This is a genomic window from Methanomassiliicoccales archaeon, from assembly GCA_013415695.1.
In the GTDB taxonomy this organism is placed as follows: domain Archaea; phylum Thermoplasmatota; class Thermoplasmata; order Methanomassiliicoccales; family JAAEEP01; genus JAAEEP01.
In genome coordinates, this window is sequence record JAAEEP010000001.1 from 136,176 (window position 1) to 154,672 (window position 18,497).

Here is an 18,497-nt window from a genome sequence, read left to right on the forward strand (position 1 = left end):
GTAAGGGGCCGTAAGATGACTTAATTATTGCCATCTTTAGTTCCGGCCCGATCGGCCTCAGGGGAGAGCTTTCGCCCGAGCATTGCATACCCCACAGCACTCACCAGTCCAATGGTCGAGATCGCCCCCCATAGTATGATCGGTTCTGCAATGCTATCCAACAGAAGTCCACCAACTGCTGGCCCCAATGACCAACCGGTCGCGGTGAAGAAGCTGAACACCCCCATGTATCTGCCACGCTCTTTCTCTGGAGAAAGATTGGCCACCATGTTCATCGAGGTGGGCGAGACTACCAACTCTCCCAGGGTTATGATGATCATGCAGATGGCCAGGAGCATGAAACCTCCGGCCAAGCCAGCGATGAAGTAACCAACTACGTAAAGCAAGGAGCCAAGGATGAGTGCGCGTGTCATCTTCCGCGTTGACAGAAGCCTGGCTATCGGGATCTGTAATATGGCGACCATCGCCCCGTTGATCGAGTACAGGTATCCTATCTGAGTCTCCACGAGGCCTACCGTGCTCTTGGCAAACACCGAGTATGTGGATGACATCTGGGATATCAGGATCCAAAGGATGAATGAAGTGATGCAGAAATACAGGAAGGTCCTGTCGCTCCTGACGGAGGTTATGTCCTTCAGGCTGAATCCGGTGGTGGGCTTTTTCACGTGCATCGATTCGGATACCCAAAAGAGTATCATGACGAAGGATGCGGAGCTGCAGATTGCCGTGAGCATGAATAGTGACGAGTAGGAATAGGCTGCAAGGAATCCACCGATCATGGGGCCCAGAGCCCAGCCGATGTTTACCCCCACTCTCAGAAGTCCATAGGCTTCAAGGCGCCTACCGGGTTGGACAAGATCGGCGATCATCGCATTTGCAGAGGGTTCGAAGAGTGACCCAAAGAACCAGCTGATTATGACCAGGAAGGAGATTATGATGAATCCGTGACCCGCGGCCACTGACAAGGCCACTAAGAAGAAGGCAAGAGCCCTCATCCCAACGGAGAACAGCATTACGCGGCGTCGGCCAAGTCTATCGGATAGCTCTCCACCTACGATGGAACCCAGGGCGGCCATCAAGGCGCCAACGAGGTAGACGGTTCCAACGATGGACATTGGGACGCCCAGGCCATCATGGAGATATATGGCGAGAAAGGGCATCACCACTGAGAACCCGATAGCTACGATCAGGTCCGAGGTGAACAGTATCCAGATTCGCCTGTCATACTCCCTGTATTGATCGACCGCGCCCAGTATGCTCACTAGGCATCCCCCCTCGCCTAACCTTGAAGGCAGAGGTTCATTGACACTTTGGATATAAACCTAATGCCAAAGCTTGAAACGGTCAAAGAAGCTCTTTTCGTGGGGCTCTATCTCTGCAAACTTCTCAAGAAGTTCCTTCTGCTCCTTATTGAGCTTGGTAGGCACCTTGATCTTGATGCGAACGAACTGGTCCCCCTTTCCCCGACCGTTGGGCTTGGGCATTCCACTTCCTTTCAGTCGGAAAACAGTGTCGCTCTGGGATCCCGGTGGCACCTTCAACTTGACCTTGCCCCCTACCATGGGGACCTCCTCTTCAGCCCCTAATGCTGCATCGGTGAAGCAAATTGGCCAGTCGATGAATATGTTGGGGCCGTCCCTCTTGAATAACTCGTGCTCTTTCACATGGACGACGACAAAGAGATCACCGGGCGGTCCACCGTTCCTTCCGGGGTTTCCAGCCCCTGGAATGCGCAGTCTCGTACCGTTATCCACCCCAGGAGGTATCTCGATCTTCAATGTGGACGTCTTTCTGATCTGACCTCGCCCATCGCACTTCGAGCATTCCTTCTCTGCGATCACGCCCCTTCCATTGCACTTGGGGCATGCTTGGATCGAGACAAATTGAGAATATCCTCGGCGTTGGGCGGTTGACACCTGTCCCTTACCACCGCAGGTGGGGCACGTAATGGTGTTGCCCCCACGGGCTCCAGTGCCCTTACAGTCCTCACAGTTCACCCAAGTCGGAATTTTCGCCTCCTGGCTAAAGCCCTTGGCGGCGTCCTCCAGACTGATCTCTATGTCGTATCGAAGGGACTCTCCCTTTCTGGGGCGGTTACCCTGAGAAGCAGCTCCTCCAAGACCTCCGAAGAACATGTCGAAGATGCTGTTGCCGAACCCGAACCCCAGATCGCCGAAAATGTCCCTTATATCCCCATAATGGGTGAAGTCTCCCCAGTCAAAATCGCCACCACTGAACTGACCTGAAACGCCTGCATGACCATAGGTGTCGTAGAGCTTTCGCTTCTCGTCGTCGACCAGGACCTCGTATGCTTCGGACATCTCCTTGAACTTTTCCTCAGCGTCCTTGCGGTCCTCCTTTGTCACATCTGGGTGGTACTGCCTCGCTAGACGTCGATAGGATTTTTTGATCTCGTCGTTCGAGGCGCCACGCTCGACGCCCAGCACCTCATAGTAGTCCTTCTTGGCCATGCAAACTCAGCCTATTCCTCATCAACGATCTTGTAATCAGCATCAACGTAATCGCCCTCTTGCTCTCCTGAGGGCTCATCAGCCTGGGCCTGTTGCTGTGCCTGGGCCTGCTCTTGACTGATCTGCTGATAAATCCTCGAGGATATCTGATACATCTCTTTGCTAAGGGCTTCTGTCTTCTCCTTAATCTTCGAGATCTCTCCCTCCTCAAGGGCCTGGCGGAGTTCCTCGATTCCCTTCTGCATCATCTCCCTCTCTGCTGCTGTGACCTTGTCGCCGAGCTCCTCCAGCGTTTTCTCCGTTGAGTAGATAAGCGAGTCTGCTTGGTTTACAGCCTCGGCCTTCTCGCGGCGATTCTTGTCCTCATCGGCGAACTGCTCCGCCTCCTTGACAGCGTGGTTGATCTCGTCTTGGGATAGCTTCGTGCTCGCGGTTATCGTGATGCTCTGTTGCTTCCCCGTACCCAGATCCTTGGCAGATACATTCAGGATACCGTCGGCATCGATGTCGAACGTGACCTCGATCTGTGGGATTCCCCTCGGCGCGGACGGTATGCCCATTAGCTGAAATTTGCCCAATGATGTGTTGCCAACAGCCATTTCCCTCTCGCCCTGAAGCACGTGAATCTCAACGGTGGTCTGGTTATCAGCAGCGGTGGAGAATATCTGGCTCTTCCTTGTGGGGATGGTCGTGTTCCTTTCGATGAGCCTGGTGGCGATTCCTCCCAGGGTCTCGATGCTGAGGGAGAGAGGGGTCACATCCAGCAGGAGGACATCCTTGACCTCCCCGGCGAGAACCGCACCCTGAATGGCTGCTCCCATAGCCACGCATTCCATAGGATCGATCCCCCTCTGGATCTTCTTGCCTATGGTAGTTTCTAGGAACTTCTGGACGAGGGGCATCCTAGTCGGTCCTCCGACCATGATGATCTTGTCTATCTTGTCCGCACCGAAGCTGGAGTCCCTCAAGGCCTGGTCTATTGGGCCCTTGCATTTCCTGATCACAGGGTCCACTAACTCCTCCAACTTCGCCCTTGTGATGTTCATGGAAAGATGTCTGGGACCTGTCTGATCTGCGGTTATGAAAGGAAGGTTGATCTCTGTAGTCTGGGTGGTTGAAAGCTCGATCTTTGCTTTCTCACATGCCTCACGCACCCTCCACATGGCCATCTTATCATTCCTTAGGTCAATGCCCGACTCATTCTTGAACTCCTTCATGACGAAATCCATGAGCAGTTCATCCATGTCGGTACCGCCTAGCTGGGTGTCCCCGCTTGTGGATACGACCTCGAAAACACCCTCTGAGAACTCCATGATGGTAACGTCCAGGGTTCCGCCTCCAAAGTCAAAAACCATTATCTTCTGCTCTTCTTCGGTCTTGTCAATTCCATATGCAAGAGCGGCAGCTGTTGGTTCGTTGATGATCCTTACGACTTCCAACCCCGCAATAGCTCCCGCATCCTTTGTGGCCTGCCTCTGATTGTCGTTGAAGTAGGCGGGAACGGTGATTACAGCTTTTTGTATACTCTCGCCTAGGTACGCCTCGGCGTCCCTTTTTATCTTCTGAAGAATGAAAGCGGAGATCTGCTGTGGCGTGTACTGCTTGCCGAAAATCTCAGCCTTGTAATCAGTACCCATCTTCCGCTTGATGGCTTTAATGGTGCTCTCTGGATTGGTGACCGCCTGCCTTCGAGCGGGCTCTCCGACCAGGAGCTCTTTTTCCTTCGTGAACGCAACATACGAGGGGAAGGCCTTCCCCCCAATACTGGTACCCTCCGCGCTGGGAATGATGGTGGACCTCCCACCTTCCATGATCGCAGCCGCAGAGTTGCTTGTTCCCAGGTCTATGCCTATGATCCGAGACATATTATTCACCCTCTTTCTGCTTTCCAACCATTACCTTGGCATAACGAATAACCTTGTCTCCAAGGAAATAACCTTTCTGATAAACCTCCAAGATCTTTCCCTCTTCGCCTTCTCCCACGCAGAGCGCCTCGTGAAGGTCTGGATTGAACTGCCCATCGGCTGGTGCCTCCCTGAGGCCGTAACCTTTGAGAAGGGATTTGACATTGGAGTGTATCTGCCTTACACCCTCCATGCCCTTGTCCGAATCGGAAATGGCCAGGGCACGTTCGAAATCATCGATTATCAGGAGCAGCTCGGAGATGAGCTTTTCGTTGGCAGTCTCCGTTATCCTCTCTATCTCCCTCTGCTGCCGCTTCTTGTAATTGTCGAAGTCCGCCTGTATCCTCTTCGCAGAATTGAGGTAGTTCTTGGAAAAAGCCCTCTCCTCCATGAGCTGATCCTTGAGATCCTCGAGCTCCTGTTTCAGCGATTCTACTTCTTCGGTCTCCACTGAGTCTTCGGGAGATGCCTCCTCAGAGGCTGCCTCATCAAGCTCCTTTTCCATCGCGGCATCACCATGAGATGTAGGGATTGGGATATAGAAAAATGTTAAGTGGTTTGGGGGATGACCCCCCATTTCAAGTTTAATCCTCGAACGCCTCGTCAGGCATACCGCCGGGCATACCGCCGGGCATACCGCCGGGTCCGCCTCTTGAAGCGATCACGTCATCGATCCTGAGGATCATGACAGCTGCATCCGTGGCAGAGTTGATGGCCTGCTTGCCCACGCGGAAGGGCTCGAGAACATTCTCCTTGTACATGTCCACGACCTTTCCGTTGTAGACATTTACACCAGCATGCTTCTTGCCCGCCTTATGAGCCTTCCTCATCTCGATGAGTATATCGATTGGGTCAAGTCCGGCGTTCTCGGCGAGCGCGGTGGGAATAACCTCCATCGCGCTGGCGAAGGCGTCGATGGCTATCTGCTCCCTTCCGCCAATAGAGGCTGCATACTCCCTGAGCTTCATGGCCAACTCCACTGCAGTGGAGCCACCGCCGGTGACCATCTTACCATCCTCGATGGCAACTGCCACTACACTCATGGCATCCTCGAGAGAACGACCGATCTCCTCGACTACATGCAGGGTCCCGCCCCTTATCAGAATGGAAACTGCCTTGGGATTCTTGCAGCCGGTCACGAAGGTGAGTTCGTCCTCCTGGACCTTTCTCATCTCGACCAATGCGGCCTCACCGAGATCTGCTTTCTCGAGCTCGTCGATCTTGTTGGTGATGTTTGCGCCAGTAGCCTTGGACAGTTTCTCTATGTCGCTCTTCTTTACGCGCCTGAGAGCCAGTATGCCTTCCTTGGCGAGGAAGTGCTGAGCCAGGTCGTCAATGCCTTTCTGGCACATGACCACGTTGGCGCCCACTGACTTAATCTTGTCCACCATCTTGCGCAGCATCCTCTCTTCCTCGTCGAGGAACGCCTGAAGCTGAGTGGGGTCCGTGATCTCGATCTTCGCATCGATCTCGGTCTTCTTTATCTCAAGAGGTGCGTCGATGAGAGCGATCTTGGCCTTCTTGATCTTCTTGGGCATCTGGGGATTCACGGGTTCTTTGTCGATTATAATGCCCTCGATCATCTCGGTGTCCTCCATGGACCCGCCCTGCTTCTTCACAATCTGAACATTGTCGATGTCCACGACATAGCCGCCGTCCTTCTTCTCCGCTACAGCAGAAACCGCATCCACAGAGAGTTCAGCAAAGAGCTCTCTGGAACCCGACACAGCCTTGCTGATCATCGCGGTCATGGCTATCTTCTTCAAAGTTTCCTTGTCGTCGACACCAGTATCGATGGCGAGACCCTCGAGGACTTCGATAGCCTTCTTGGCCGCCATCCTGTATCCACCAGTGATGATCGTCGGGTGCACGTTGGCTTCGATTAGATCGACCGACTTCTTGAGAAGCTCTCCCGCAATCACTACAGCCGTGGTGGTCCCATCACCGCACTCTTCGTCCTGGGTCTTAGCAACCTCGACAAGCATCTTTGCGGCGGGGTGCTCCACATCAATCTCCTTAAGGATAGTCACGCCATCGTTTGTGATGACAACATCACCCATGGAATCAACGAGCATCTTGTCCATGCCCCTTGGACCCAGGGCGCTCCTGACCGAGTCGGCTATGGTCCGAGCTGCCATGATGTTGTTATATTGAGCGTCCTTGCCCTTATCTCGCCTGGTACCCTCCTTCAGGATAAGTATGGGGGTATTACCGTATCCCATGTCATTGCCTCCTATCAAATCAGATATGTATGACCACTAGCAGAGCTAGCGGGAAAACGAAATGTTTGTTCTTCTATATAAAATTAGAGGTTGGTAAGACGCGCATCCACCAATATGGGGAGCATGCGTAATCTTGCACAATATCATATTCCTATTTTAATATTATTTTCTACTCGTGAAGGGTAAATCTGCATCCAGTATCATTTGCATGAATCGTCACATCTCCAAAGAAAACATGATAGAAATGTCCTTCAGCCACAAAACCGTTATATTCCGATTCAGGGATTATGTTGATGCATGAGCAAGACATTGAAAACCTGCAACCTCTGCAATCAGGTCGAAGGCGACGTGGTACATGGCAAGAAGATTGTCATTGAAGAATATGGAGTCTGTTCGATCTGCAAGAATGAACTTAAGGAGCTTGAAGAGGTCTATATTAAAGATTACGAGGAACGAACTGGGAATGCAGTGGAGAGAGTAGTGCCCTGGCCAGCTTTCGACGGATTTAGCTGGCCACCCTACCCCGATGTCATCGTTTCGGGATGGGAATTCCAGAAGCACGAGTTCGGGCTTGCTATTACGGAGAATCTCCTGCTTGCTGGCCGGAGATCCATCGAGAGCTATGAGCGACAGGCATTCGATAGAATGCAGGAAATCCAGATGGCAATCGAGACCACCGATGACTACAGGGAGAAGATAGAGCTCAGAAGAGATTTGAGAAGCTGGCAAAAGAAGCTCGAAAACATCGAGAAACTCATGAGGATGGGGGAACGCCGACTTCCTATGATATCCTTGGAACTCGTCACCGAAATGGAAGGCGAGTTCTCTGATGATTGGATCAAAGTCAAATTCACTTGTAGGAGGATCAAATCAACCTTCTTCAACAAGAAGAGGGAGGTTCGGAGCAAGGACTTCTTCAAATTCTCGAGATTATACGAAGATGCCTTCGATTGCATGGCAGATAAGGTCAGGAAGAGTGGCGGAAAGGTCATCGTCTCTGGTAAAAGATGAGTCAGAAGTAGTACCAGATATTGCCATATTCGCTGACGTCCTCTCCAATCGCTTCCAAACGGTCGAGATAATCCAGGATGGGGATGTCCTTGAAGATGAAGGTTTCAGCCTGATGGATGTTCTTTTCCCAGGGATGGAACTCATAGAATCTTTCTCCAAGGAGGGAGAGCATTATATATTTGTGGTGCTGGCAGGATCTGAGGGGGTTCTTACCAATGGCTGGTATGTTGAATACGGGTTCGTCGGTCCTCACGATGCCGGGAAGTACCCTCGCTTCCTCTTTCCTCTCCTGGAGAATCCTTGCGATGGGCACTCGGTAGTATCTAGTCTCTTCCTTGCCCTTCGTATTGAAACTGTAGTATGGATCCACCCCTATGCGTTTAAGGGCCAACCTAAGCGCGGCGGTCTCGAATCTTCTGCTGTTCTCGAAAGTGAATACCTGCTGGTTATACGCACCCATCCCCACTCTTCTGATCCTCTGTATTGCCTTCATTGACTCGGGGGTTACCTCATATGAGTGCTCATAATGAGTGACAAGACAAACCTCTCTTTCAGGGGCAATGTGGTACTTGGCCAGAACATCAACGAAAGCGTCATTGATCCTCATGGGCAGAACGACTGGAACCCTAGTCCCGAGCCTTATCCTCTCCACATGCTCTATCTCAGATAGGCGAGATAGTATCCTGTCAAGCACCTGATCTCCCATAAGACCCGGATCTCCCCCAGTCACCAGGACTTCGGTCACCGTGGGATGCTCCTGAAACCACGAGATCGCCAACTCCAAATCTCTCTTGGACGCCATGGAAGTCGGGCAAAGAACCTCGTCTATCTCCCAATTCCTCTGACAGTAAACGCAGATCTGGGCACAGGTGTTGTAGGGCTTCATTATGGCTATCATGGGATATCGTCTTGTTACTAGAGGGACCGGGGATGTATCATGTTCCCGCATGAAATCGAGTGCATACTCCCTGTCGTCTCTGTGCTCCACCATGGTCGTGATATAATCCAGAGGAGGGATCACCTGCGCCCTGATCGCATGATCGTTTCTCCGAGATGGTTCGCGGTCCATGAGCGATACGTAATATGGGGTGATTCCAAAGGGTATGTGATTCTCATTTGCGATGTTCACCGCCTTCTTCTCTTCCTGAGTGAGCTCGATGAGGTCCTGAAGAGGATCGATTCCCCTGATTACATTCCTAATTTGCCACTTGTAATCGTTCCAGTCTTCTATGGTTCCGCCAAGATAATCAAGAATTCTATCCCTGTTCTCTTCCCTAAGAACCCTTACATCCGCATCCAGCCCCGTGGGATACGAGCGAATTCTATCCCAGCAGCGACCCGCAAAATCATCAAGGAAGTCTGATCTGAGGAAAGCGGCCTTTTTACCCTCGAGCCTTAGGAAGTCGAGGGATTCTCCCGAGTAGATTCCCGAAAGGCCAAGGGACCCCTCTAGCAACCTTTTCATCTCGATGAGAAATGCACCAGAAACCTGTTCTTCCCACTCCTTGGAATTTGAGGCTAGGCCATGGAGCACCTCGATGACGCTTGCACCGGTCATCTCCTCGTTCTTTGAGGAAAGGAATTGCTTGAGAACGTAGACGCAACTTAGCGCGTTGGTGCGCTCAAGATCATCCAGATCGCAATCCTTTGAGTGAAGCCAGAACTCCCTCTTGGTAAGAAGACCGTAGAGTCGATGCCTTGCATCCTCCAAGTCTTGTGAACCGAAGAGCACCCTTTTGAATTCAGGATCCGCTTCCCAAATGTCCTCCTTGGTTGCCCTGAACGTGGAGGCGGTGTTTGAGCTTGAGTGCTCTATTTGGTCAAACCCAGAGTCGATATTCTCGTCCATGTTCTGACCCCTCGAGTGAGAATCCAGCATTATACTGGGCGGAACATGCAAATCTATGGGGAAACTCCCGCGTTCAAGAAGAGGGCGGGAACCTCACCTTATGATAATGTATCCTTTCTCATTCATAACTATTAGGAATTTGATATATAACCATTTCCTATGAGCGTACTCGAAAAGACGTTGTCTTAGCATTTGGCAACTATAGACTTGTTTTTAATGTCGACTCCAGTCAACGAATGATTGAGAAATGTTATAAACAAAACCATTATCACTTCATTTGGACTATAGAGGTAGGTCGAGGGAAATGAGCTCACTTCAACAGGTACTTGCACTTATCTTCAAACGCAAAGGAAAGGGTGTCCTTTCGGAGAAAGAATTCGTCTTCTCCGCATCCATAGATTTCAGATGGTTCACACCGAAGGAGGCTCAGTTGCTCCTTGACTTGGGACTTAAGAACAAACTTGTGGAGAAGACCAACGGCTTCATCAAACCTACATTCGACTACAAGAAAATCGATGTTCCCCTAGACTTCAGACCAAGCAAGGATGTACTTTCTCAACCGGAGGCTATTGATCAGGAAAAGCCACTGTTTCCCCAAATCCTGGATGAGATCACGAGGTACTCGGGGATGAAGAGGAGAGATGTGGTAGCCCGGATCAACCACACCCAAGAGAGAGTGAATGTAGACATTGAGGTCGCCGCACTGGTCGTGGCCAGGGATATTGGCATGGATATAAAGGATCTAATCCAAGATGTAAGAGAGGAAATCATCTCTCGGTGACTACTTCTCGGTCCGAATGAAATCCCCCAAGGTCATTCCTTTTGAAGTTCCCTGCTTGAGCTCCGTCTTGAGGACGGGGACTTTCTCCTTCAATGTAATACCTAGTGTGCGCTCGAGCTTACTGATGAGGGCATCGTTGGGTTTAATATGCCCAGACTCCAGGTTGGTGATTACGCTCTTCTTCTCATTGATCTTGGCTGCAAGAGTTTCTTGCTTCCAATCGCGGGCCATCCTTGCTTCTCTGATCCTCTTGGAGTAGTCCACTGCGAGCTCGACCATCTCTTCCTGGCTGTAAACGTCCTTGGTTTTCATCCTGCGTTCTCTCTTCTCCAGCCTCTGAACGATATGAGTCTTTGGACCCGTCTCAGCCTTTGTTGTGGACTGACTCTCACCGAACTTGGCGCATTCGGGACATACCTTCAGCTCAGTCCCCTCTATAAGGGCCGTATTCAAACGCTGTGTTTCCTTACCGCAAAGCTCACACATCATGTCAGGTCAAATCACAATAACGAATCCGAAATTTAATGCTTCTGGGGTAACGACTTGGCTCCTAAGAGGAGGGCGAATACAAGAATAATGAAAAGATTGATCTATAGCCAGATAGCGAATTTAGTGTGGTGAAAACTGAAAATCATTATCGTTCGTGTTTCTTTCATAGGAATTTATTTAAATAAAGTAACTGCTTTTAGATTCCGAGGGAAGATGCTATCCACTGTCATTACTGCGGCAACGACTACAGCGACGACCAGCACGACTGCAGCTTCAAGTGCCATTTCAATGACAATCCCTATAGGGCTAGGAGTGGGTGGAGCAATAATAGCGATTTTCCTAATCATGCTCTTGGCTTCCAAGGAGCTTATCGGAGCTTCCCCAAAAGACTCCAGGTGGATCCGGACCTCCCTTAATGCACTCATCATACCGCTTATCGTTGTTTTCGCCCTTGACGTGATATTCAGAGTCATGGTCATCGTTTAATCGCATTTTCCATCATGGAACAGTATATATTATAGCGGAGTCCAATCTTACATAGGAAGAGATGTTAGGGCATCTGCCTCAAAATAGTGAGTGCGAAAGAGTCAAATATAACGCCGCTTCATAGAGGCGAAGAATGAGGTGACCTGGTGAAGGAGCCACATCTGGACGATTTCATAAGCGAGATGAGGGACAAAATCGAAGTCCTCGAGCGGAGAAATGGGGAGCTCCTTGAGGAGATCCGCAGAGTCGAGGGTGAGAAGCGTTACGTTGAAAGCGAATTGTTCAGGCTACAAAAGGACCTCAAGAGGATGAGAGCTGAGATGGAGCGCTTGAAATCTCCACCGCTTATTATTGGATCTGTCAAGGATGTTCTTCCCGACGGAAGAGTCATTGTCAAGAGTTCCACAGGTCCAGATTTCATTGTGAGCACCTCGGAATACGTACCGGCAGAGGATCTTGTTGTCGGTGCAAGGGTCTCACTCAACAAACAGACCCTTGCAGTCATGGGGGTTCTGCCTCCGTCCCTTGACCCCATCGTTGTGGGAGCGGAGATCATTGACAAACCGAAGGTCAACTACAAGGAAATAGGGGGCCTAGAGGACCAGATACTCGAGGTCAGAGAGGCCGTAGAAGATCCATTGCTCAAGCCTGATCTCTACAAGAAGGTGGGTATCGAGCCGCCCAAGGGCGTCCTATTGGTTGGCCCACCAGGTACAGGAAAGACTCTGTTGGCAAAAGCGGTCGCTCACCAGACAGAAGCGACCTTCATTCGCTTCGTTGGCTCAGAATTAGTCCAGAAGTACATCGGTGAGGGAGCAAGACTGGTCCGAGAGCTCTTCGAGCTCGCGAGGGAGAAGGCTCCTAGCATTGTATTCATCGACGAGCTTGACTCAATTGGGGCAAAGAGGCTTGAGGTCGCGACTTCGGGTGACCGAGAGGTCCAGAGAACATTGATGCAGTTGCTTTCAGAGCTGGATGGATTCAACCCTATTGGGGACGTTAAGATCATCGGAGCGACCAACAGGCCGGATATTCTGGACGAGGCGTTACTGCGTCCCGGTCGATTCGACAGGGTCATCACTATTCCAATTCCAGGCAATGAGGCCAGGGTTGAGATCTTTAGGATCCACACCAAGAACATGAACGTCGCTGATGACGTTGACGCTCAAGAACTGGCGATGAAGAGTGACGCCGCCACAGGAGCCGACATCAAGGCAATGTGCACCGAAGCGGGCATGTTCGCCATACGTGACGACCGCGATACTGTCACCATGTCAGACTTCGAGCGCGCCATTGCCAAAGTCCAACGGAGCGAGGAAATCAAGTGCATCGAATCAGGTGTCATGTTTGCCTGATCGCTTTTCTTCCCATTCCTTTTCCCAATCCTTCAGATCCTCCTCATCGGTTTCTATTACAAGTGAACCTATATACCCACAGCGCTTGCAATGGTACTTCTGGCCAGTGACCATGCCAGCCTCATAGTAAAGGTAGGGGGAGCCACACATAGGACAGACTTGAATTCTCCTTCCCATGGGATGTAATCCAACTCGTAGTAATTAAGCGGTAAGGGAGGTCACCGGAAAAGTACATGATCACTATCGATCAATGTCCGTTGACCAGTTGCCGATAGGAATCGGATGTAACCCAGGATAATAAATCATAACGCAATCGGCCTGGATGGGAGAATTTATTGGTCAGTTTTTTATTTGAGAGCCTGTTATCAATTGGCAATCAATATGGATGCTGATGCTAGTCTCAGCAGAATTGTTACCATATCGGCCGTGGAGGACTCGACCCTGAAGAGAACTCGGAAGATGTTGCCCCTGAGATCGATCCTGGAGATTAATGCTCTCTGTTCATATTACCTGATAGCAAGGAAAGGATTATAATTGGTAGAGGGGACAGCACTATTGGGGAGGACGTGGTGTCCTAATTTCCAATTCCACTCCGAACGGTTAGTGATTACCTTTTGAGACTCGGTGTACCATAAATAATCAAGGGAGAGGCGAAGGCATCACTCCAAGATGCTCCGGAGGAGCGCAATAGGAAGTTCTGGGTGGAGAAGGTAGTGATAGATATTGGTGGAACTCTGAACGACATTCTCTTGAGGCGGGGGTTTGTTGATGAGGTTGGTGAACTGATCCATCCATATCTGATTGATGGTTTTTCCCAAAACTCCCTCTTCAAGGCTCCTGACCTAGAATCAGAATAGATGATCTCTCCGCTACATCTTCAGAGAGTCAAGAGAAGGAAAGAAGGCCTGGCATGGATCGACTGGAGTTCGTCAAGGATTCATAGATCTCCCGACCAAATTATCTATCCCCTCCAGTCTTATCTCGGATAAAAGGTCAAGTATCCAGATCCTGACCTCCTCAGATTTCATCTGCAGATCTTCTAGACTGTTCACTAAGAAAAGATTGTCCAGCCTCTGCATAACGCTTCTTGGAAGCTCGTGCTGGAGGTACCGCACACCGAAATCATGGTGAGGTGCGTAGTACCTTATCCTGAGGAGGGCGACTAGGCTGTCCAAAAACACCCTCCTATAGGTCTCCAACGCGTCAATCAGGTTTCCCCTGAAGATCTCCTTCTCAAGGAAAGGACAGAACATAATGAACCTGTCTCTAATCGTTCCAACCCTTACTTCGAGGAGACGGGTCAATTCCAACCTATCGATATGGGGAAGTGTGAAATCCTTCCTAGTCAAGTAGATTTTCGCTCGCCCGTGGACCTCCACCTCAAGAAACTGCTCGGGGCTTCCCTCCTCGATCAAAGCTAGATCTAACAGGAGGAATTCTGAGGCTCCCTCCAGCTTGTAGAATGCTTGGCTCACCCCAGGCCAGGGAAGGCTGGTCAGAACGTATTTGACCTGTATGGGTGAGAGTGATTCCAGTGAAATCTCCACCTGCTTAAGAACCATGGCCGTTGTTCCCTTCTTGACCTTTACATAGAGGTCCAGGTCCGAGTACTCATCCAATCTGTCGAAGGCTGCAGAACCCCCTTCCCATAAGACAAGAACCTGTTCCAACGGTTCAAGTGAGGCCAATAGTCTTTCAATTATGGCTTCCCGAGAAATGGAGTCATGATTCAAGGTGACACCTTACCATGGGATGCTTTCCTTGGAAATATAGATTCCCTGATTTCCTCAATCTTTGGACAGGTCCTCTCCGCCCATGAAGGCTTGCTGGATGGTATTATAGATCTCCTCCATCCCTATGGACTCCTCAGAGGAAACCGGTGTCATCTCCCGATACATACCGACATTCTCCATGGCCCGGAAGAACTCCAGGTTGATCAAGGATTGAGATGAGAAGTCCCTCTCCACCAGACTGCTGTTGAGTGCCTCAGGAGAATTCGACCATTCCAAGATCATTTCTATCTCAGTATCGGAGAGCAGATCGACCTTGGAGAGAACATTTATTATGGGGATGGAGAACCGGAAATGGGTGAGGGCACATAACATCAGTGATGAGACGAAGCCATTAGGTGTTTTGCACAGATGGGGATCGGAAAGGAATACTAAGAAAGAATCCTGCCTGCCTAGTTGATCGATTATCAACTCGCTCGACTGGCGGAAGGTAAAGAGTTCCATCTGACCGGGCGTGTCCACTAGCACGTATTCTGTCTTGAATTCATCTATGGTCGGGGCCCATTCCATTATATTGAGTGCCATTAGGTCAGAGGAGACTATCTGTGCTCCGTTGGGGCCCAATCCATATTCATCCATGACCTCCGAGAGCCGTATCCAATCCCTGATATCCACTTCCGCTGGATATGGAACAATGTCCGCTCCAGGGTCAAGGTTGACTGAGATGCAGTCCAATCCTTGAAGGTTCATCCACTCTCTGAAAGCATTCACGAGTGTGCTCTTTCCACTTCCCGCCGTTCCGATAAAATAGATAAATCGCACGCGCTTCCTCCAGGAGGAGAGCGGGCCCGGAGGGATGTTCGGGCTTGTTTCCAAACCTTTCGAACCCTCGACCCATCGGTTAAGAGCCGATTGCTCTGCCTAGCTGAGCTACGGGCCCGGAGCGCCATATAATATTGTCCTAAATAAAGCTATCGAATATGTGGAGTCATGGAAGAGAAAAATTGACCTGGGAAAATCCTTAATTACGCTGGGGTCCAATGAGAATCCATGCGCCGACTAAGTGTCCGAAGCATCATGACCTCATCTGTGATATCTCTCAAAGAGAACGACAGCCTACACAGAGCTTCGATCATACTCGCCGTGAACGGCATTTCAGGCGCACCTGTCGTCGATGAGAGGGAGCAATTGCTAGGGATACTCAGCTCCATGGATATCCTGAGATTCATCAAGAGCTACAAGGACAAGATGCAGATCGACCAACCGGCCCTCCTACTGGCCGTCCCGCTGGATGATGACATCGAGGACGAGGGCCTAAAAAAGGCATACCGAGAGATATCAGAAACCAAGGTGGGTGAGATTATGACCAGGGATGTCCACTCGGTCAGTCCGGATGATAAACTGATTGATGCTCTTGATTTGATGTTGGACAAAGGAGTGAGAAGGTTGCCCGTCGTGGAGAAGGGGAGAGTGGTGGGTATCATTTCCAGAAAGGATATGGTTTGGGCGATCTACAGGGACAAGGCCTGAGGCAAACAGCTAACTTTTTCTAATTTGTGAGGAATACCGTCGTTAGGGATGCGCTTTTGGGTGCTAATGGTATAGAACTCCATGTACTGGCAAGCGGGAGTGATGGCAACTGTGCCGTGCTTCAAGCCGATGGTGTCTCGGTAATGATCGACGCCGGGCTCAGCGGAAGAGCCATATCGAGATTGGCCAGTGCGGCGGGTCTTGACCTCAAAGAAGTTACTGCCATTCTTATCACCCATGAACACGTAGACCATGTCAAGGGCGCTGGCGTGCTCTCGAGAAGGTTCGACATCCCACTCTATGCCAACCTTAGGACATTCAACGCTTCGAACATAGGGAAAGTCAGTAGTTGGGTGGAGTTTCAAACATTTTCCATGTTCAGGATAGGTGATCTTCAGATCAATCCATTACCAACCTCTCACCACGCGGTGAAACCCACCGCGTTCTCCTTCTCCTTCGATGGAAAGAAATGCCTGGTGGCCACCGATCTCGGAAAGGTTACACCCGAAATCCAGGTGGAGTTGGAGGAGTCTGGCCTCGCAATGTTGGAATCCAATCACGATATCGATATGCTGATGAACGGCTCCTATCCACAGTTCTTGAAAACCCTCATCAAAGGGGAAAGAGGTCACCTCTCTAACGACGATTGCGCAGAGGCCCTTTCCAAGGGTCATACTGATGGAAGGAAGGTATTTCTGGCACACATCAGTAAGAATAACAATCGTCCCGAGATAGCCAGGAGAACCGTGGCTGCGTCCCTGGGATGCTCGACGAACCGATTGCACTGCCTCGAAGAGGATGCTGAGGTCAAGTGCGTTACATATCCCTAGACATTATCAGCTTTAAAGCGTGAGCTGTCTAGAGGAGGTCATGACCTCCACTGCTTTTCCTCTGGAGACCAAAGCCCTAGCGATGACGGAGGGGAGCAACACAACATCCTCCCTAGAAAGAACATAATCCCGCTCCGGTCCAGCGAACGGGGGGATGTCCTCGAGTACCCTCACTAGAATCTGATCCTCGAGTACTGGCTCTGCAACGGTCGGTACCTCAACTTCTTCGAGATCTGCCTGAATGGTTTCTACCACCAGGATTTCCTGAGGCTGGTCGATCGTATCGTCGATCTGCACCTCAGTCTCCGGCTCTTCCTCCAAAACAGGATACTCGGGAGAGGGGGTCGGAATAGCTTTCTGGGTCGTCTGTTGGAAGAGTAGTGTATTCCTGTTAGAACTAAGCAGCTCGAGGGTATCTCCATACATGCCCCTCTCCTCCCGCGTAAGTTTCTCGGTTTCGACCTTGGCACCGCTAGAAGCCCTAAGGGCCATCAGAAGGATCTTCTCGGCCCTCATCTCGAAAATCTGGACAGCCTTCGAGCGCACCTTCTTCATGGTATCACTGATGCTAAGGGCTTTTAGGGAGAAAGGATCCTGGCACATTTCCGTCTCATTGTCCTTTCTGAGTTCATCAAGAAACCCCCTTACCGCCTGGTAGAAGTCACTTCTGATCTCGGTGAGGTCCTTTGATCGTCGCTCTCTCCTGTAAACCTCCGTCACGTCACGGAAGGTCAGTGGCTCGTGGGGTGGTCCCATCAATCTGATAGATTCGATTGGGGGTATTTGATAATTCGCAATGGACATTGGACATGAAGCTTCCGAATACAGGAAGGTAACGGGCGAAGGTAAGGTTTATCACATATCAGCGGTGTGTAAGAACGTGGACCCTGGAGTTGTGTTGAGAGAGGTCGATGGAGGAACAGAAATCGACGTTTCCGTCTCTCCTAACTCCTCTTATTCAGGGATCGAGGGAGTCGATCCCTGGAGGAAACGCCTAGTGGTCAGGGTGAAGGCGATGCCCAAGGATGGAAGGGCCAACAAGGAACTTTGTGATATCCTATCTAATGTATTTTCGGTTCCAGCGACGGTCATCAGGGGACAGACAAGCCGGACAAAGACGATCATGGTACCCTTGGACAGTGAAAGCGTTCTAGCGATAATTGAGGGAGCCATATGAGAGATTCGAAGGAGACCTTGAAGGATCTTGACCTACTGCTTCAGGAGCTTAGGGAGAGACCGAACAATTGCACCCTCCTAGTGGAGGGTAGGAAGGACAAGGCGGCCCTCTGGGTTCTTGGAGTCGAGGGAGATGTAATGTCCATCCAGAATGGAAAAAGAATTTTCCAAGTGGCCGAAGAGCTGGCAAGAGAAGGGCGAGAGGCAATAATACTAACGGACTGGGACAGAAAGGGCGGACAATTCTGCAGACTCCTGAAGCAAGCACTCAAAGCCTGTGGAGTTCCCCATGATGACACGAAGAGGGCAAAGCTAGCTAGACTTAGCAAGAAGGAGATAAAGGATGTGGAAAGCCTCCCCGCATTCATGTCAAGGCTAGTGTCTGAAACCCACAAGACACGCTGATCTCGACTAGTGATATCCATATAAATCAGCAGCTCCAATGTACTGATGAAGGAGATAAGGCGCAGATACTCTGCAAGAAGGAGAATATGGGTCTGGATTTTGATATCTCAGGAAGGATTGATGTGGAGGGCAAGAAAAAGAGCGCCGAGGAGAAGGCGAAGGAGGCCATAGCCAAAGCTAAGAAGATGGCGGAGGAATCGCACTGTCAGCAGTGCGACGCTATAATGTGCAGCCTCAAATCGGATGACGAGGAATGAT

21 protein-coding genes and 1 tRNA gene are annotated in these 18,497 nt (G+C 50.6%); 10 read left to right on the top strand and 12 right to left on the bottom strand.

The genetic code is table 11. The annotated features are described in order from the left end of the window. Positions 1–20 precede the first annotated feature (20 nt). The 5 genes from GKC03_00705 to GKC03_00725 all read right to left on the bottom strand — a co-directional run bounded on the left by GKC03_00705 (position 21) and on the right by GKC03_00725 (position 6,597). Complete coding sequence (locus GKC03_00705) at positions 21–1,262, bottom strand: MFS transporter (GenBank protein NYT11054.1); 1,242 nt, start codon at positions 1,260–1,262, stop codon at positions 21–23. A 60-nt stretch (positions 1,263–1,322) separates the two neighbouring features. Further along, positions 1,323–2,471 carry a molecular chaperone DnaJ gene (gene dnaJ, locus GKC03_00710; protein NYT11055.1) on the bottom strand — a complete coding sequence of 383 codons (1,149 nt, stop codon included), beginning with the start codon at positions 2,469–2,471 and terminating at the stop codon, positions 1,323–1,325. Positions 2,472–2,482: 11 nt separating this feature from the next. Next, positions 2,483–4,336 carry a molecular chaperone DnaK gene (gene dnaK / locus GKC03_00715; GenBank protein ID NYT11056.1) on the bottom strand — a complete coding sequence of 618 codons (1,854 nt, stop codon included), beginning with the start codon at positions 4,334–4,336 and terminating at the stop codon, positions 2,483–2,485. A gap of 1 nt (position 4,337) precedes the next feature. Further along, on the bottom strand, positions 4,338–4,880 hold the full coding sequence (locus GKC03_00720) for a nucleotide exchange factor GrpE (GenBank protein NYT11057.1): 543 nt from the start codon (positions 4,878–4,880) through the stop codon (positions 4,338–4,340). A 79-nt stretch (positions 4,881–4,959) separates the two neighbouring features. Then, complete coding sequence (locus GKC03_00725) at positions 4,960–6,597, bottom strand: thermosome subunit (protein NYT11058.1); 1,638 nt, start codon at positions 6,595–6,597, stop codon at positions 4,960–4,962. Positions 6,598–6,894: 297 nt separating this feature from the next. On the opposite strand from GKC03_00725, the gene GKC03_00730 reads away from it, so the two are divergent. Next, the gene (locus GKC03_00730; protein NYT11059.1) at positions 6,895–7,608 is read left to right on the top strand and encodes a hypothetical protein; all 714 of its coding nucleotides are present in this window, start codon (positions 6,895–6,897) and stop codon (positions 7,606–7,608) included. A 1-nt stretch (position 7,609) separates the two neighbouring features. On the opposite strand, the gene GKC03_00735 is transcribed toward GKC03_00730, so the two are convergent. After that, entirely contained in the window at positions 7,610–9,457 is a 1,848-nt protein-coding gene (locus tag GKC03_00735; GenBank protein ID NYT11060.1) for a KamA family radical SAM protein, read from the bottom strand. 304 nt (positions 9,458–9,761) lie between these two features. Between GKC03_00735 and GKC03_00740 the strand changes: the two genes are divergently transcribed. Further along, positions 9,762–10,238: a DUF2240 family protein gene (locus GKC03_00740; protein NYT11061.1), complete on the top strand. Its 477-nt coding sequence runs from the start codon at positions 9,762–9,764 to the stop codon at positions 10,236–10,238. Here the strand turns inward: GKC03_00740 and GKC03_00745 are convergent, their stop codons facing one another. Then, positions 10,239–10,727, bottom strand: coding sequence for a TIGR00270 family protein (locus GKC03_00745; protein ID NYT11062.1), 489 nt, complete (start codon positions 10,725–10,727; stop codon positions 10,239–10,241). It abuts the gene before it with no gap. A 213-nt stretch (positions 10,728–10,940) separates the two neighbouring features. Between GKC03_00745 and GKC03_00750 the strand changes: the two genes are divergently transcribed. Then, the gene (locus GKC03_00750) at positions 10,941–11,213 is read left to right on the top strand and encodes a hypothetical protein (GenBank protein ID NYT11063.1); all 273 of its coding nucleotides are present in this window, start codon (positions 10,941–10,943) and stop codon (positions 11,211–11,213) included. Between the two features lie 182 nt (positions 11,214–11,395). After that, positions 11,396–12,568: a proteasome-activating nucleotidase gene (locus GKC03_00755; GenBank protein NYT11064.1), complete on the top strand. Its 1,173-nt coding sequence runs from the start codon at positions 11,396–11,398 to the stop codon at positions 12,566–12,568. On the opposite strand, the gene GKC03_00760 is transcribed toward GKC03_00755, so the two are convergent. Then, positions 12,548–12,745, bottom strand: coding sequence for a hypothetical protein (locus GKC03_00760; GenBank protein NYT11065.1), 198 nt, complete (start codon positions 12,743–12,745; stop codon positions 12,548–12,550). The two genes, GKC03_00755 and GKC03_00760, sit on opposite strands and share 21 nt — an antisense overlap. 524 nt (positions 12,746–13,269) lie before the next feature. Here GKC03_00760 and GKC03_00765 point away from each other — a divergent pair. Next, entirely contained in the window at positions 13,270–13,425 is a 156-nt protein-coding gene (locus GKC03_00765; protein ID NYT11066.1) for a hypothetical protein, read from the top strand. 72 nt (positions 13,426–13,497) lie between these two features. Here GKC03_00765 and GKC03_00770 read toward each other — a convergent pair whose 3' ends face one another. The 3 genes from GKC03_00770 to GKC03_00780 form a co-directional block, all read right to left on the bottom strand. After that, positions 13,498–14,301, bottom strand: a complete 804-nt coding sequence (locus tag GKC03_00770; GenBank protein ID NYT11067.1) for a hypothetical protein — start codon at positions 14,299–14,301, stop codon at positions 13,498–13,500. 54 nt (positions 14,302–14,355) lie between these two features. Beyond that, positions 14,356–15,120, bottom strand: a complete 765-nt coding sequence (locus tag GKC03_00775) for a GTPase (GenBank protein ID NYT11068.1) — start codon at positions 15,118–15,120, stop codon at positions 14,356–14,358. A 21-nt stretch (positions 15,121–15,141) separates the two neighbouring features. After that, a tRNA-Lys gene (locus tag GKC03_00780) sits at positions 15,142–15,238 on the bottom strand. 110 nt (positions 15,239–15,348) lie between these two features. On the opposite strand from GKC03_00780, the gene GKC03_00785 reads away from it, so the two are divergent. Together GKC03_00785 and GKC03_00790 are read left to right on the top strand one after the other, a co-directional pair. Next, positions 15,349–15,828 (top strand): CBS domain-containing protein, encoded by a 480-nt coding sequence (locus GKC03_00785; protein NYT11069.1) that lies wholly within the window; start codon positions 15,349–15,351, stop codon positions 15,826–15,828. A gap of 56 nt (positions 15,829–15,884) precedes the next feature. Next, positions 15,885–16,658 carry an MBL fold metallo-hydrolase gene (locus GKC03_00790; protein ID NYT11070.1) on the top strand — a complete coding sequence of 258 codons (774 nt, stop codon included), beginning with the start codon at positions 15,885–15,887 and terminating at the stop codon, positions 16,656–16,658. Positions 16,659–16,670: 12 nt separating this feature from the next. Here GKC03_00790 and GKC03_00795 read toward each other — a convergent pair whose 3' ends face one another. Beyond that, positions 16,671–17,414 (bottom strand): hypothetical protein, encoded by a 744-nt coding sequence (locus tag GKC03_00795; GenBank protein NYT11071.1) that lies wholly within the window; start codon positions 17,412–17,414, stop codon positions 16,671–16,673. Positions 17,415–17,454: 40 nt separating this feature from the next. On the opposite strand from GKC03_00795, the gene GKC03_00800 reads away from it, so the two are divergent. The 3 genes from GKC03_00800 to GKC03_00810 all read left to right on the top strand — a co-directional run bounded on the left by GKC03_00800 (position 17,455) and on the right by GKC03_00810 (position 18,496). Next, the gene (locus GKC03_00800; protein NYT11072.1) at positions 17,455–17,835 is read left to right on the top strand and encodes a YggU family protein; all 381 of its coding nucleotides are present in this window, start codon (positions 17,455–17,457) and stop codon (positions 17,833–17,835) included. Continuing rightward, positions 17,832–18,239 carry a DNA primase gene (locus GKC03_00805; GenBank protein ID NYT11073.1) on the top strand — a complete coding sequence of 136 codons (408 nt, stop codon included), beginning with the start codon at positions 17,832–17,834 and terminating at the stop codon, positions 18,237–18,239. Before GKC03_00800 ends, GKC03_00805 begins: the two co-directional genes overlap by 4 nt. An 86-nt stretch (positions 18,240–18,325) precedes the next feature. Beyond that, positions 18,326–18,496, top strand: a complete 171-nt coding sequence (locus tag GKC03_00810; protein ID NYT11074.1) for a hypothetical protein — start codon at positions 18,326–18,328, stop codon at positions 18,494–18,496. Position 18,497 lies beyond the last annotated feature (1 nt).

Coding starts and splice junctions, on each gene's coding strand:
- dnaJ (NYT11055.1), bottom strand. CDS start 2,471: ATGGCCAAGAAGGACTACTATGAGGTGCTGGGCGTCGAGCGTGGCGCC.
- dnaK (NYT11056.1), bottom strand. CDS start 4,336: ATGTCTCGGATCATAGGCATAGACCTGGGAACAAGCAACTCTGCGGCT.
- GKC03_00720 (NYT11057.1), bottom strand. CDS start 4,880: ATGGAAAAGGAGCTTGATGAGGCAGCCTCTGAGGAGGCATCTCCCGAA.
- GKC03_00725 (NYT11058.1), bottom strand. CDS start 6,597: ATGGGATACGGTAATACCCCCATACTTATCCTGAAGGAGGGTACCAGG.
- GKC03_00730 (NYT11059.1), top strand. CDS start 6,895: ATGAGCAAGACATTGAAAACCTGCAACCTCTGCAATCAGGTCGAAGGC.
- GKC03_00735 (NYT11060.1), bottom strand. CDS start 9,457: ATGGACGAGAATATCGACTCTGGGTTTGACCAAATAGAGCACTCAAGC.
- GKC03_00740 (NYT11061.1), top strand. CDS start 9,762: ATGAGCTCACTTCAACAGGTACTTGCACTTATCTTCAAACGCAAAGGA.
- GKC03_00745 (NYT11062.1), bottom strand. CDS start 10,727: ATGATGTGTGAGCTTTGCGGTAAGGAAACACAGCGTTTGAATACGGCC.
- GKC03_00750 (NYT11063.1), top strand. CDS start 10,941: ATGCTATCCACTGTCATTACTGCGGCAACGACTACAGCGACGACCAGC.
- GKC03_00755 (NYT11064.1), top strand. CDS start 11,396: ATGAGGGACAAAATCGAAGTCCTCGAGCGGAGAAATGGGGAGCTCCTT.
- GKC03_00760 (NYT11065.1), bottom strand. CDS start 12,745: ATGGGAAGGAGAATTCAAGTCTGTCCTATGTGTGGCTCCCCCTACCTT.
- GKC03_00785 (NYT11069.1), top strand. CDS start 15,349: ATGCGCCGACTAAGTGTCCGAAGCATCATGACCTCATCTGTGATATCT.
- GKC03_00795 (NYT11071.1), bottom strand. CDS start 17,414: ATGGGACCACCCCACGAGCCACTGACCTTCCGTGACGTGACGGAGGTT.
- GKC03_00800 (NYT11072.1), top strand. CDS start 17,455: ATGGACATTGGACATGAAGCTTCCGAATACAGGAAGGTAACGGGCGAA.
- GKC03_00805 (NYT11073.1), top strand. CDS start 17,832: ATGAGAGATTCGAAGGAGACCTTGAAGGATCTTGACCTACTGCTTCAG.
- GKC03_00810 (NYT11074.1), top strand. CDS start 18,326: ATGGGTCTGGATTTTGATATCTCAGGAAGGATTGATGTGGAGGGCAAG.